This window comes from Janthinobacterium tructae (assembly GCF_006517255.1).
GTDB classification, from domain to species: domain Bacteria; phylum Pseudomonadota; class Gammaproteobacteria; order Burkholderiales; family Burkholderiaceae_D; genus Janthinobacterium; species Janthinobacterium tructae.
In genome coordinates, this window is the sequence record NZ_CP041185.1 from 3,763,356 (window position 1) to 3,775,937 (window position 12,582).

The 12,582-nt window shown below is 64.4% G+C and carries 13 protein-coding genes; 7 read left to right on the top strand and 6 right to left on the bottom strand.

The features are described from left to right. Window positions 1-88: 88 nt before the first annotated feature. Window positions 89-760 (bottom strand): glutathione S-transferase family protein, encoded by a 672-nt coding sequence (locus tag FJQ89_RS16530; protein WP_141170962.1) that lies wholly within the window; start codon window positions 758-760, stop codon window positions 89-91. A gap of 165 nt (window positions 761-925) precedes the next feature. Between FJQ89_RS16530 and FJQ89_RS16535 the strand changes: the two genes are divergently transcribed. The 4 genes from FJQ89_RS16535 to nagZ all read left to right on the top strand — a co-directional run bounded on the left by FJQ89_RS16535 (window position 926) and on the right by nagZ (window position 6,428). After that, entirely contained in the window at window positions 926-1,978 is a 1,053-nt protein-coding gene (locus tag FJQ89_RS16535) for a YjgN family protein (protein WP_243136089.1), read from the top strand. A gap of 1 nt (window position 1,979) precedes the next feature. Further along, window positions 1,980-2,990 (top strand): M48 family metallopeptidase, encoded by a 1,011-nt coding sequence (locus FJQ89_RS16540; RefSeq protein WP_141170964.1) that lies wholly within the window; start codon window positions 1,980-1,982, stop codon window positions 2,988-2,990. A 104-nt stretch (window positions 2,991-3,094) separates the two neighbouring features. Then, window positions 3,095-4,705, top strand: coding sequence for an FMN-binding glutamate synthase family protein (locus tag FJQ89_RS16545; protein ID WP_141170965.1), 1,611 nt, complete (start codon window positions 3,095-3,097; stop codon window positions 4,703-4,705). Between the two features lie 181 nt (window positions 4,706-4,886). Further along, window positions 4,887-6,428, top strand: a complete 1,542-nt coding sequence (gene nagZ / locus FJQ89_RS16550) for a beta-N-acetylhexosaminidase (RefSeq protein WP_141170966.1) — start codon at window positions 4,887-4,889, stop codon at window positions 6,426-6,428. A 45-nt stretch (window positions 6,429-6,473) separates the two neighbouring features. Here nagZ and FJQ89_RS16555 read toward each other — a convergent pair whose 3' ends face one another. Next, the gene (locus tag FJQ89_RS16555) at window positions 6,474-7,463 is read right to left on the bottom strand and encodes an oxidoreductase (protein WP_141170967.1); all 990 of its coding nucleotides are present in this window, start codon (window positions 7,461-7,463) and stop codon (window positions 6,474-6,476) included. A 111-nt stretch (window positions 7,464-7,574) separates the two neighbouring features. Here FJQ89_RS16555 and FJQ89_RS16560 point away from each other — a divergent pair, with 111 nt between their 5' ends. Then, window positions 7,575-8,495: an AraC family transcriptional regulator gene (locus tag FJQ89_RS16560; RefSeq protein WP_141170968.1), complete on the top strand. Its 921-nt coding sequence runs from the start codon at window positions 7,575-7,577 to the stop codon at window positions 8,493-8,495. 35 nt (window positions 8,496-8,530) lie between these two features. Here the strand turns inward: FJQ89_RS16560 and FJQ89_RS28080 are convergent, their stop codons facing one another. The 4 genes from FJQ89_RS28080 to FJQ89_RS16575 all read right to left on the bottom strand — a co-directional run bounded on the left by FJQ89_RS28080 (window position 8,531) and on the right by FJQ89_RS16575 (window position 11,237). After that, window positions 8,531-8,692, bottom strand: a complete 162-nt coding sequence (locus FJQ89_RS28080) for a hypothetical protein (protein WP_168208471.1) — start codon at window positions 8,690-8,692, stop codon at window positions 8,531-8,533. A gap of 71 nt (window positions 8,693-8,763) precedes the next feature. After that, window positions 8,764-9,039 (bottom strand): hypothetical protein, encoded by a 276-nt coding sequence (locus FJQ89_RS16565; RefSeq protein WP_141170969.1) that lies wholly within the window; start codon window positions 9,037-9,039, stop codon window positions 8,764-8,766. 9 nt (window positions 9,040-9,048) lie between these two features. Then, window positions 9,049-10,950, bottom strand: coding sequence for a ferrous iron transporter B (feoB, locus tag FJQ89_RS16570; protein ID WP_141170970.1), 1,902 nt, complete (start codon window positions 10,948-10,950; stop codon window positions 9,049-9,051). Between the two features lie 2 nt (window positions 10,951-10,952). After that, window positions 10,953-11,237, bottom strand: coding sequence for a FeoA family protein (locus FJQ89_RS16575; RefSeq protein ID WP_071075209.1), 285 nt, complete (start codon window positions 11,235-11,237; stop codon window positions 10,953-10,955). Window positions 11,238-11,642: 405 nt separating this feature from the next. Here FJQ89_RS16575 and FJQ89_RS16580 point away from each other — a divergent pair, with 405 nt between their 5' ends. Both FJQ89_RS16580 and FJQ89_RS16585 read left to right on the top strand, forming a co-directional pair. Beyond that, window positions 11,643-11,858 (top strand): (2Fe-2S)-binding protein, encoded by a 216-nt coding sequence (locus FJQ89_RS16580; protein WP_071075208.1) that lies wholly within the window; start codon window positions 11,643-11,645, stop codon window positions 11,856-11,858. Between the two features lie 17 nt (window positions 11,859-11,875). After that, window positions 11,876-12,577, top strand: a complete 702-nt coding sequence (locus FJQ89_RS16585; protein WP_141170971.1) for an energy transducer TonB — start codon at window positions 11,876-11,878, stop codon at window positions 12,575-12,577. Window positions 12,578-12,582: the final 5 nt, after the last annotated feature.

Genomic DNA, 12,582 nt, shown 5'->3' on the forward strand with positions numbered 1-12,582 from the left:
GATGTGGCCGAGAAGCGCAACCGTACTCTAGTACGGTGAGCATCGCAGGCCATATATGCCGACGCGCAGTAGGTTTGGTTTGGTGCTCTCATTTGGCGAAATCGTAGGGGCCGCCTTTTTCCAGGGCACGCTGATACGCCGGGCGCGCGTGGATGCGCTGCAGGAACGCCGTCAGCTTCGGCAGGCGCTCGTCGAGTCCGCCGCGCATGGCGGCCGCTTCCAGCGGAAAGCTCATCTGGATGTCGGCCGCCGTGAATTCATTACCGGCAAACCATTTGGTGTTCTCCAGTTCCGCTTCCATATAGGCCAGCTGGCTGTGGATATTCGGCAGGATGAAGCTGTTCTTGACCTTGCTGGCGATGCCGCGCGCGATCGGCTTGACGAAAAACGGCATGGGCGACGATTCGACCTTGTCGAACACCAGCTTCATCAGCAGCGGCGGCATGGCCGAACCTTCCGCGAAATGCAGCCAGTAAGTCCAGCGCAGCTTCTGCGGCGTGCCCGCTGCCGGTATCAATCGGCCATTGCCGTAGCGCTCGATCAGGTACTCGATGATGGCGCCCGATTCAGCGATCGTGTGGGCGCCATCGGTGATCACGGGCGACTTGCCCAGGGGATGGACGGCTTTCAGCGAAGCGGGTGCCAGCATGGTTTTCGGGTCGCGCTGGTAGCGCTTGACCTCGTAGTCGAGGCCCAGTTCCTCGAGTAGCCAGAGCACGCGCTGCGAGCGCGAATTGTTCAGATGGTGGACGACGATCATGGTGTTTCCCGTTAGGCGATGGTTGGGTTCCAGTATAGCCGGGACGGGAAAATCGCGGCGGCAGGGGCGGCACACCAAAAGAAATTGCCAAAAACAGCATTTTCAATTGATAACTTTTCAATCTTGCCTTATCTTGTTTTGTTTCCAATAAGTAAGGAAACCCCTGTGGATTTCGACGCAAACAACACTACTCCCAGGCAAGAAGCCATCACCTTCAGCGCCACCGGCAGCGAATACTTCCGTATCTGGATCGTCAACCTGCTGCTGAGCATCGTCACTCTGGGCATTTATTCCGCCTGGGCCAAGGTGCGCCGCAACCGCTATTTCTATTCCAGCACCCACCTGGCCGGCAGCAGCTTCGAATACCATGGCAATGCCGTGGCCATCCTGAAAGGCCGCATCGCGGCCGTGGTATTGATCGGCGGCTACAACATCGCCTTCCAGATCTCGCCCATCGTCGGCCTGATCATGCTCGTACTGATGATGGCCGTGCTGCCATGGCTGGTCTGGAAAAGCCTGCAATTCAAGCTGTACAACACCAGCTACCGCGGCATCCGCTTCGGCTTTGACGGCAGCGCCAGGGAAGCCTACAAATACTTCCTGTGGCTGCCCATCCTGAACACCTTCACGGCTGGCCTGATGACGCCGTTCCTGCACCAGCGCCTGAAGCGCTTCCAGCACACGCAGAGCCGCTTCGGCAGCAGCAATTTCAGCTTCGACGCCACGGTTGGCAGCTTCTACAAAACCTATTTGCTGTTCTTCGCCCTGCTGCTGGCCGGTTTCCTGGTGCTGATCTTTGTCGTCTTCGCCAGCGTCTTCGCCGCCTTCGCCACCAGTGCCAATGACGCCACCAAGGCCGGCAGCATCTTTGGCGCCGTGGCCGCCCTGTATGCGTGGGCGTTTATCGTGCTGCCGCTGTTCCTGACCATGATCCAGAACCTGATCTGGAACCACACGCGCCTGCAGCAGCACCAGTTCCAGTCGCAGCTGACCTGGGGCCGCACCACCTTCATCATGCTGACCAACCTGCTCGGTATCGTCGTCACCCTGGGCCTGTTTTCGCCATTCGCCCACGTGCGCTGGCTGAAGTACCGCCTGGAAGCGACGTCCATGCTGGTGCACGGCAGCCTGGACGCCTTTGTCGCCGCCACCGGAGAGCAGGTATCGGCCACGGGCGAAGGCATGGTCGACCTGCTGGACTTCGACCTGTCGCTGTAAGATGCAAAACGACAGCCCGACAGCGAATGCGCCGCTGGCCGCGCGCTATTTCGACGGCCAGACCTCGCGCCTGTACCACGTGACGCTCAGCGTGCGCGATGGCCAGGCCGTGCTGGCCGGCGACATCGAGCGCAGCTGCCCGCTGGGCGAGCTGCACGTGTCCGAACGCAGCAGCCACGCCGTGCGCAAGGTCAGCTTTCCCGACGGCGCCTACCTGGAGATCGCCGACCAGGCGGCCTTCAACGCCATGCTGCATGACACGGGCCACCGCGACGGCTGGGTGGTGCGGCTGCAGCAGAGCTGGCGCGGCGCCCTGCTGGCCACGGTCGCCACGGTGCTGGCCCTATGGCTCAGCTATCAGTACCTGCTGCCCGTGGTGGCGAAGGGGCTCGCGTATGCGATTCCCCAGTCCGTCGAGCGGCAGCTGGGCCAGGGCGTGCTCGATTTCCTCGACAGCCACGTGTTTGAAGCGAGCAAACTCGACGGTGCGCGCCAGCAAGCCTTGCGCAGCCAGTTCGCCCGCCTGGCCACGCCCGGCGACAGCACGCCCGAGCACCGCATCGTGTTCCGCAAGAGCAAGATCGGTCCGAACGCGTTTGCCCTGCCTTCCGGCGACATCGTGCTGACCGATGAAATGGTGGCACTGATGCCGGACGACGCCGCCATCATGGGTGTGCTGGCGCATGAACTGGGCCATCTGCAGCAGCGCCACCTGACGCGGCGCCTGATCCAGACGTCGGCCGTGGGCGCCGGCGCGGCGCTGCTGTTCGGCGACGTGTCGACCGTGGTGGCAACCTTGCCGCCACTGCTGCTGGACTTGAAGTATTCGCGCGATGTCGAGCGCGAGGCGGACGACTACGCGATCGCCATGCTGCGCCAGAACGGCATCGCGCTGGAACACCTGGCGCAAGTGTTTGTCGCCCTGGGCAAGCTGGACCAGGGCACGCCGTACTTGTCTAGCCATCCGGCCAGCACTGAACGCATCGCACGCATTAGAGCAGCACAGCGCTAAGCACCTCACGCGGCGTCCACCGGGCGCCGCGTTCTTTCCCACCAGCACGTTCCGTGAATCGAAGGTAGACTCGGCAATATCAGTCTGACTTCACCGGAGTGCCCATGCATCTAGTACCATTTCGCTACCTGACCTTCATTGCGACGGCCGCCATCTTTGTCCTGTCCCTGTTTTACTACGATCATTACTGGCTGCCCGTGCTGGCCGGTGCCTTGACCCTGGTCGGCATCAGCGACCTGCTGCAGACCAAGCGCGCCCTGCGCCGCAACTACCCCATCCTCGCGCATTTTCGCTTCTTTTTTGAGAGCATCCGCCCCGAAATCCGCCAGTATTTCCTGGAAAGCGACAGCGAGGCGACGCCGTTCTCGCGCAGCCAGCGCAGCATCGTCTACCAGCGCGCCAAGGAGCAGACGGACAAGCGCCCGTTCGGCACCCAGCTCGACGTGTACCAGGCGGGCTATGAATGGATCAACCACTCCATCGCCCCCGCCAAGGTGACGGGCCACGATTTCCGCATCGAGATCGGCAACCACCCGGACTGCCCCCGCACCAAGCCGTATTCGGCCAGCGTCTTCAATATCTCGGCGATGAGCTTTGGCGCCCTGTCGGCCAACGCCATCCTGGCCCTGAACGGCGGCGCGCGCAGCGGCGGCTTCATGCACGACACGGGCGAAGGCAGCATCAGCCCCTATCACCGCGAAAACGGCGGCGACCTGGTGTGGGAAATCGGCTCCGGCTATTTCGGCTGCCGCAACCAGGACGGCACGTTTTCGGAAGAACGCTTCATCGCCAACGCCAGCTCGGAGCAGGTGAAAATGATCGAGCTGAAAATGTCGCAGGGCGCGAAACCCGGCCACGGCGGCGTGCTGCCCGGCCCGAAAGTCACCATCGAAATCGCCACCACGCGCGGCGTGATGGTGGGCGAGGATTGCGTCTCGCCGGCGGCGCACAGCGCCTTTTCCACACCACTGGAAATGCTGCACTTTATCGACCGCCTGCGCACCCTGTCGGGCGGCAAGCCGACGGGCTTCAAGCTGGCCATCGGCCATCCGTGGGAGTTTTTCGCCATCGTCAAGGCCATGCTGGCCACGGGCATCACGCCCGACTTCATCGTCGTCGATGGCAGCGAAGGGGGCACGGGCGCGGCACCGCTGGAATTTACGGACCATGTGGGCACGCCGCTGCAGGAAGCGCTGGTGCTGGTGCATAACACCCTGGTGGGCGCCAACCTGCGCGCGAAGATCAAGATCGGCTGCTCGGGCAAGATCATCACGGCCTTCGACATCGCCCGCCTGCTGGCGCTGGGCGCCGACTGGTGCAATTCGGCGCGCGGCTTCATGTTCGCGCTGGGCTGCATCCAGTCGCAAAGCTGCCACACGGACCGCTGCCCCACGGGCGTGGCCACGCAAGACCCGCAGCGCCAGCGGGCGCTGGTGGTGTCCGACAAGATCGCCCGCGTGGCGCACTTCCACCAGAACACCATGAAGGCGCTGGCCGAACTGATCGCCGCCGCCGGCCTGGCGCACCCGCAGGAACTGCGCCCGCATCACCTGGTGCGCCGCATCTCGCCCAACCAGGTGAAACTGGCCTCGGCCCTGCTTCCCTTCCTGGAAGCGGGCCAGCTGCTCGACCCGAGCCAGCTGCCGCAGCTGCCGCCCGTGTTCGGCCTGTACTGGCCCAAGGCTCAGGCGGTATCATTCCAGCGCCTCGATTGATACGGCGTTTGCGCAAGCGGAGCAATACCACTTAATAACCACTTGCGCAAATACCCAAATCCAATACAATACCAAAACAAGTACAAAACGCAGGCAGCTTTTCCGGTGAACGCCACGACGCGCCACCACGGTGCCAGAATACGTATGTCGTCGTCACAATCAATACCGGAGGAGTTGCAGCATGGAGCAGGGTTTGCGCGAAAAAGTAGGACAGTTGTTCATGGTGGGCTTCGACGCCCTGCAGGCGGACGAGCATATCAAGACCTTGATACGCGAAAAGAAGGTGGGCGGCGTGATCCTGTTCCGCCGCAATGTACACACGCCTGCGCAAGTGTCCGCGCTGTGCCGCGAACTGCAGGAAATCAATGCGGAAGTGTCCGACATTCCACTGCTGATCTCCATCGATCAGGAAGGCGGCATGGTGATGCGCATCGAGCAGGGCGTCACGCCGATTCCCGCGGCGATGGCCTTCCAGGCGGCCGGCTCGGTGGAAGACTGCGAGCGCATGAACCAGATCAGCGGTGATGAAATGCGCCAGGTGGGCATCAACCTGCTGCTCGCGCCCGTGCTGGATGTGAACAACAACCGCAACAACCCCGTCATCGGCGTGCGCGCGTATGGCGAGGATGCCGCCACCGTCATAGCCTACGGCATGGCCGCCATGCGCGGCCAGCGCGCCAGCGGCATGGCCGTGACCGCCAAGCACTTCCCCGGCCACGGCGACACGGCCATCGACACGCATTACGCGATGGCCCTGGTGCCGCACGACAAGGAGCGCCTGCGCGCCGTGGAACTGGCGCCCTTCCGCGCGGCCATTGCCGGCGGCGTCGACGCCATCATGACGGCGCACGTGGTCTTCCCCGCCTTCGAAGCCGACACCAGCGTGCCGGCCACCCTATCGAAGGGCGTGCTGACGGACCTGCTGCGCGGTGAAATGCAATACCAGGGCGTGGTCATTACCGACTGCCTGGAAATGGCGGCCATCGCCGACGGCATCGGCATCGCCAAGGGCGCCATCGCCACCTTGCAGGCGGGCGCCGACATCGTCCTCATCTCGCACCGCGAAGCGCAGCAGACGGCGGCCATCGACGCCGTCATCGCCGCCGTGGAGCGCGGCGACATTGCGCTCTCGCGCATCGACGCGGCTTGCGCGCGCGTGGCTGAACTCAAGCGCAACCGCGCCGTGCGCGACTGGCGCACACGCCCGGTTACCCCGCCGGCGCTGATGCAGCCGGCCGCCATGGCCCTGTCGCAGCTGCTGCAAAAGGCCGCCTTGCGCGTGCAGGGCGCATACCGCGCGCTCGACGCCAGCCTGCCCGTGACCCTGCTGACGGTGGAAGTGCGTTCGCGCAGCGAGATCGACGAAGTGGCGCTGGGCCGCAACAAGGAAGCGCGCAGCTCCATGCTGCCGGCGCTCCTGGCGGCAGGCCTGGACGTGCGCGAATATGCGCTATCGGCCGAAGCGCTGGACGAAGAGGTCAACGAGGCCATCGCCTTTGCGCAAGGCGCGCAGCAGATCGTGCTGCAAACGTATAACGCCATGTTCGTCGAGGGCCAGCGCCGCCTGGTCGAGGCCCTGCCGCAGGATAAACTGTGGCTGGTAGCGGGCCGTTTGCCGTATGACCTGGACCTGGCGCCCCACGCGCAAGGCCGCCTGGCCGCCTTCGGCTGCCGCCCGGCCGCGCTGGTGCCGGTCGTGGAAAAACTGGCTGGCCAGGCGTAAAGCCACGCCGCCCTCCTGTACCTGCCGGGCATTGCCCGGCATTTTTTATGCCGCGCCGCAATCGAAGCGCACGCCCGTCATCTGCTCACTGAGCGCCCATAGCCGGCGTGCCTGCGCGGGATCGACGGCCCAGCGCCGCACGCCCGGCCCCGTGCTGTCGTCCTCCACCAGGGTGGCGATATCGCAATCCTCGCAATACACGCCACCGATACCATCGAGCTGCGCGCTGGTGGTGCACCAGACGGCCGTGGCGGCACCCTGCGCCACATTCTTGAAGCCCGATTGCGGGGGCGGATTCACCTGGCCTGCGTCGTCCAGCGCGCCCACGCGGCGCATGTCATCGAGGTCGAGGTGGCGCAGCAGCGGCGTCAGGATGGCGCCCGGATGCAGCGAGTAGGCGCGCACGCCGTGCGCTGCGGCGCGCCGGTCCAGCTCCACGGCAAACAAGGCATTGGCGCTTTTCGACTGCGCATACGCGCGCCATTTGTCGTACGGCTGGCGCAGGAAATGCGGGTCATCCAGGTCGACGCCGCCCTGCCGGTGTCCCAGCGACGACACGCACACCACGCGCGCGCCTTGCGCCTGCCGCAAAGCTGGCCACAGGCGTGCCGTCAGCTGGAAATGCCCCAGGTGATTCGTCGCGAATTGCGCCTCGTAGCCGCGCGCATCGCGCAGCAGGGGCGTGGCCATGATGCCGGCGCCGTTGAGCAGCATGTGCAGGGCGCGGCCGGAGGCAAGAAAGGCGGCGGCAAAGGCGTCGATCGATTGCGGATCGAGCAGGTCGAGCGCGGCGACCTCCACGCCGGCCATGCCATCCAGGGCCGCCTGCGCCTGATGCGGGTCGCGCGCCGGCACCAGTACACGGGCGCCGGCGCCGGCCAGCACGCGCACCGTTTCCAGCCCCAGGCCCGAGGCGCCGCCCGTGACGATGGCATGCACGCCGGACAGGTCGCGCCCGGCCAGCGCCTCGGTGGCGGTCGTGGTGGCGTCGAAGCCGGAATGCAGGGGAGTTTGAAAGGTAGTGGTATGGGTCATGATGGCTGCTTGGACGTGATGGATAGAAACCCATTGTGCGCGCCGAAATCTGGACTGTGAATGGCGTAAAATCTTTAATACTGTCGCTATCGTCCAGAATTGAACCCCGCCATGGATTTACTCTCCGATGTACTCTCGCTGCTTGATACGCGCAGTTCCTACTTTGCCGGCCTGAAGGCGGGCGGTGACTGGGCCATCGACTTTCCGCCGCCGGACGGCATCAAGTTCAACGCTGTGATCGAAGGCGGCTGCTGGCTGACGGTCGCCGGCATCGACGCTCCCGTGCAACTGCAGACGGGCGACTGCTTCCTGCTGGCGCCGGGGCGTGCGTTCACCCTGGCCAGCACACCCGGCTTGCCGGCCGCACCGGCGCTCGACGTGTACCGGCACGCGCAGCACGGCGTGGCCCACCACGGCGCGCCGCAGCACGATTTTTTCCTGATCGGCGGACGCTTCAGCTTTGGCGACGAAGCGGCCATCCTGCTCGACTGCCTGCCGCCGCTGCTGCAGGTGCGCGGCGACACGGACCAGGCCAGCGTGCTGCATTGGGCCCTGCAACGGCTGGCGCAGGAATTGCAGGCGACGGCGCCCGGCGCGGCGCTGATGACGCGCCACCTGGGCCACATGATGCTGCTGCAGATGCTGCGCCAGTATCTGGCAGCGCAAGCCTCGCACCCGGCTGGCTGGCTGTTCGCGCTGGCCGATCCCCGCCTGCGCGCGGCCATCGAGGCGATGCATGCGCAGCCGGCGCAGCGCTGGACCTTGGCGCAGCTGGCCGCCGTCGCGGGCCAGTCGCGCTCCGCCTTTGCCCTGCATTTCAAGACCAGGGTGGGCGTGGCGCCGCTCGACTACCTGCTGCGCTGGCGCATGCGCCTGGCCACGCGGCGCCTGAAGGACAGCGGCGCGCCCATCGCCGCGATCGCGCAGGCGCTGGGCTACGATTCCGACAGCGCCTTCAGCCATGCCTTCAAACGCGTCATGGCCTGCTCGCCGCGCCAGTACCGGCTGCGCCACGCGGGTGCGCAGGCCTAAAAAAACCCGCATCTGCGGGTTTTGACAATACAGGGTCAGGGTGCCGGCACAGGCGGCAGGGCCGCCACCGCCAGCAAGGCAAACGGCCCAAGGAACAGGCCGATACCAAACCACACGCCGCCATTGCGCCCACGCCGGCTGGCCAGCAGCCAGGAGGCGATCGCAAACAAAAACATGAAGATCAACAGTATCGCCATTGCCACTCCTTGCCATGCGGAAAGCCCAGTGTAGCCCACGGGCACGCCCGTGGCCAGACGTACATCAAGTCTTAGCGCTGTACCTGCATCAGGATCACGCGCTTGCTGCTGCCGTCGGCCGGCGGCGTGGCGGACGGTGGCGGCGGGCTGTCGCAGGAGCCGCAGGAACCGCAGCCGCTGCCGCAGCCCGGCGCCACCTTGAAGAAGACTGACATTTTTGCCTCATCGAGGCCGCAGCGCACCAGGCCACGCACGATGGCGCGGCGCACGCCCGCCGGCAGGTACTTGGTCGAAAAATGCAGCAGCGCGGCTGCGACGATCAGGGCGACGATGAGGGTTTGCCACATGCTTTTCTCCTAAGCGCCCAGCATCAGGGCGACGCGATACGTGATGAACGAGGCGGCATACGCCAGCGCGAACATGTAGCCGGCCATCAGCAGCGGATAGCGCCAGCCGCCCGTCTCGCGCTTCACCACGGAGAGGGTCGACAGGCACTGCGGCGCGAACACATACCAGGCCAGCAAGGACAGCGCGGTGGCCATCGACCATGAATGGGCGATCAGCGGCTCGAGCGTGGTGGCCAGCGCGTCGCCCGTTTGCGACAGCGCATACACGGTGCCCAGGGCGCCGACAGCCACTTCACGCGCCGCCATGCCGGGCACCAGCGCGATGCAGATCTGCCAGTTGAAACCGATGGGCGCGAAGATCACTTCCAGGCCGCGGCCCAGGATGCCCGCCAGGCTGTAATAGATCGGCGGATGGATCGCGTTGTCCGGCGCGCCGGGGAAGGTGCTGAGGAACCACAGGATGATCATCAGGCTCAGGATGATGGTACCGACGCGCGTCAGGAAGATCTTCGCGCGCTCCCACAGGCTGACGGCCAGGTTGCGCAGGTGCGGCCAGTGGTAGGCCGGCAGCTCCAGCATCAGCGGCTGGTTGCCGCGCACGCCCATGCCGCGCTTCATGACCCAGGCCACGGCCATGGCCGAGATGATGCCGGCAAAGTACAGCACGAACAGCACCAGGCCTTGCAGGCTCAGATAGCCCCACACCTCGCGCTGCGGGATGAAGGCGGCGATGATCAGCGCATACACGGGCAAACGCGCCGAACACGTCATCAGCGGCGCGATCATGATGGTGACCAGGCGGTCGCGCGGGTTCTGGATGGTGCGCGCCGCCATCACGCCGGGAATGGCGCAGGCAAAGCTCGACAGCAGCGGGATGAAGGCGCGGCCCGACAGGCCCACACCGCCCATCAGGCGGTCCAGCAAAAAGGCCGCGCGCGGCAGATAGCCGCAGTCTTCCAGGCTCAGGATAAAGAAGAACAGGATCAGGATTTGCGGCAGGAATACCAGCACGCTGCCGACGCCGCCGATGATGCCTTCCACCAGCAAGCTCTTCAGATGACCATCGGGCATGTTCGCCGTCAGCAGGGCACCCAGGTGGCCCACGCCATCGGTGATCATTTCCATCGGCGTGGCTGCCCAGGCAAACACGGCCTGGAAGATCAGGAACATCAGCACGGCCAGGATGAGGGGCCCGAACACGGGGTGCAGCACCACGTCGTCGATTTTTTCCGTCAGGTTGCCCGTGTCGCTGCTGTCGTTGCTGACGGCGGCCAGGATGCGCCGCACTTCGCGCTGGGTTTCTTCGACGCTGACGGCATCGATGGCCGCCAGCGGTTTCGCTTCCACGACCGGCAGGGGCAGCATGGCGTCGATGGCGTTCAACAGGGCTTTTTCGCCATCGTGCTGCACCGCGACCGTTTCCACCACGGGCATGCCCAGTTCCTGCGCCAGCCTGGCCGTATCGATCAGCATGCCGCGCTTGCGCGCCACGTCCGTCATGTTCAGCGCCAGCAGCATGGGCAAGCCCAGGCGTTTGACTTCCAGCACCAGGCGCAAGTTCAGGCGTAAATTGGTGGCGTCAACGACGCAGATGATGGCGTCCGGGCGCGGCTCGCCGCGGCGCATGCCGCCCACCACGTCGCGCGTGATGGCTTCATCGGGCGTGGTGGCTGACAGGCTGTAGGCGCCGGGCAAATCGAGCAGGCGCACGGGCGTGCCGGCGGGCGAAGTGAAATGGCCTTCCTTGCGCTCGATGGTCACGCCGGCGTAGTTCGCCACTTTCTGGCGCGCGCCCGTCAAACGGTTGAACAGGGCGGTCTTGCCGCAGTTCGGATTGCCCAGCAAGGCAATTTGTGGCTGATGCGGTGCTTTGTGCACGCCCGCATCGACGATAGTTTCGACAGCACCCATGGTTATTCCGGTTGAAGCAGCGGTTGAATCGTGATCAGCGCCGCTTCGAAGCGGCGCAGTGCGAACGTGGCATTGCCGACCTTGATGGCCAGCGGGTCGCCGCCGGGAATACCGCGCTTGAGCATGCGGATATGTTCGCCAGGAACGAATCCCAGCTCCATCAAGCGGCGGGCGAGGTCAACGCCATCTTCCGTCTGTCCTGCCGTGTGGGGCGTGATATGCAACACCGTGCCGCTCTGGCCGACTGCCAGCGCGTCGAGCGTCATCAAGGGTGGAACTAGAGTCATGAGCAAATTCCGTTCAAATTAAGAACACCGGGACAAACTGCTGCGCGCGGCGCATGTCCTGGGTGTTGTGAGGCAAAACGCAACTGTTGCGCATTACCGACAAGCGGCCTTTCCAATTGTCCGGACGGCGACCGTCCGAGACAATACCAGCATTATAAACATGAATGCGAATTGTTTTTATTTAGCCCGGAGAGTGGCCCCTGTCAAGGGCTACGCCATGCGCACGCAGGCCATATCCACGCGCCGCGCCCAGCCGCGAGGCGCCGCACACTTGATCAAAATCGCTTGCATTGTCCCCCGCTTTGCGCGACAATGAAACGTAATGATAATGATTCTCATTAAAACACTAGCAACAATGCTTCCGAGCACTAGTGTCTGTTCATCCTCCAGCCAGAAGGTGTATCAATGATTGTATGTGTCTGCAACAACATATCTGATCGTGAAATCCGTCAAGCCGTCGATCTTGGCCTGTCCAGCATGGCCGAACTGCGCCGCGACCTGGGCGTGGCCACCTGCTGCGGCAAATGCCATACCTGCGCGCGGGAGGTGCTGAACGATCACCTGAGCGCCACCGTAGTGCTGCAAGAAACCGTATTGATGCGAGCTGTACTGACAAACTAAAGAAAGCGATGAACGCCATGACGATGATGCCCCCGCCCGTAACGGTGCAGGCCGTGCAACAAGTTGCCGACTTCGACAAGAAGCGCAACAAGTTCGGGCCGCTGATGGCCATCGTCGTCCTGCATCTCGCCGGCTTTTACGCCATCCAGAGTGGCCTGTTGAGCCGCGTCGTCACGGCGGCCATGCCGACCATCACCACCATCAGCATCATCGCCCCGCCGGCGCCACCCAAGCCGCCGGCACCGTCGGTGCCAAAAACCGTGGAACTGAGTGCTCCCGTGCCGCGCGCCGTGATCCCGCCACTGCCGCTGATCGCCGTGGCGCCGAGCGAACCGACGATCACGCCGCCGCAGCCGACGCGCGCCGAAGCAGCCCCCGTGGCCACCGCCGCGCCGACTGCGCCAGCCGCACCATCGCCGACGCCACCTGCGCCGTCCACGCCGCGCACCGTCAGCAGCGTCGAATACATCAAGGCGCCGCAACTGATCTACCCGAATCTGTCGCGCCGACTGGGCGAAAGTGGCACCGTGGTGTTGCGCATCCTGATCAATGAAAAGGGTTTGCCGGAGCAAATCCTGATCCAGAAATCGACCGGCTACAGCAACCTCGATGAAGCGGGCCGCCAGGCGGCGCAGCGCGCACTGTTCAAGCCGATGATCGAAAACGGCAAGCCTGTCCCCGTCTACGTTTTAGTACCGCTGACCTTCCAACTGAGCTAGCCTTC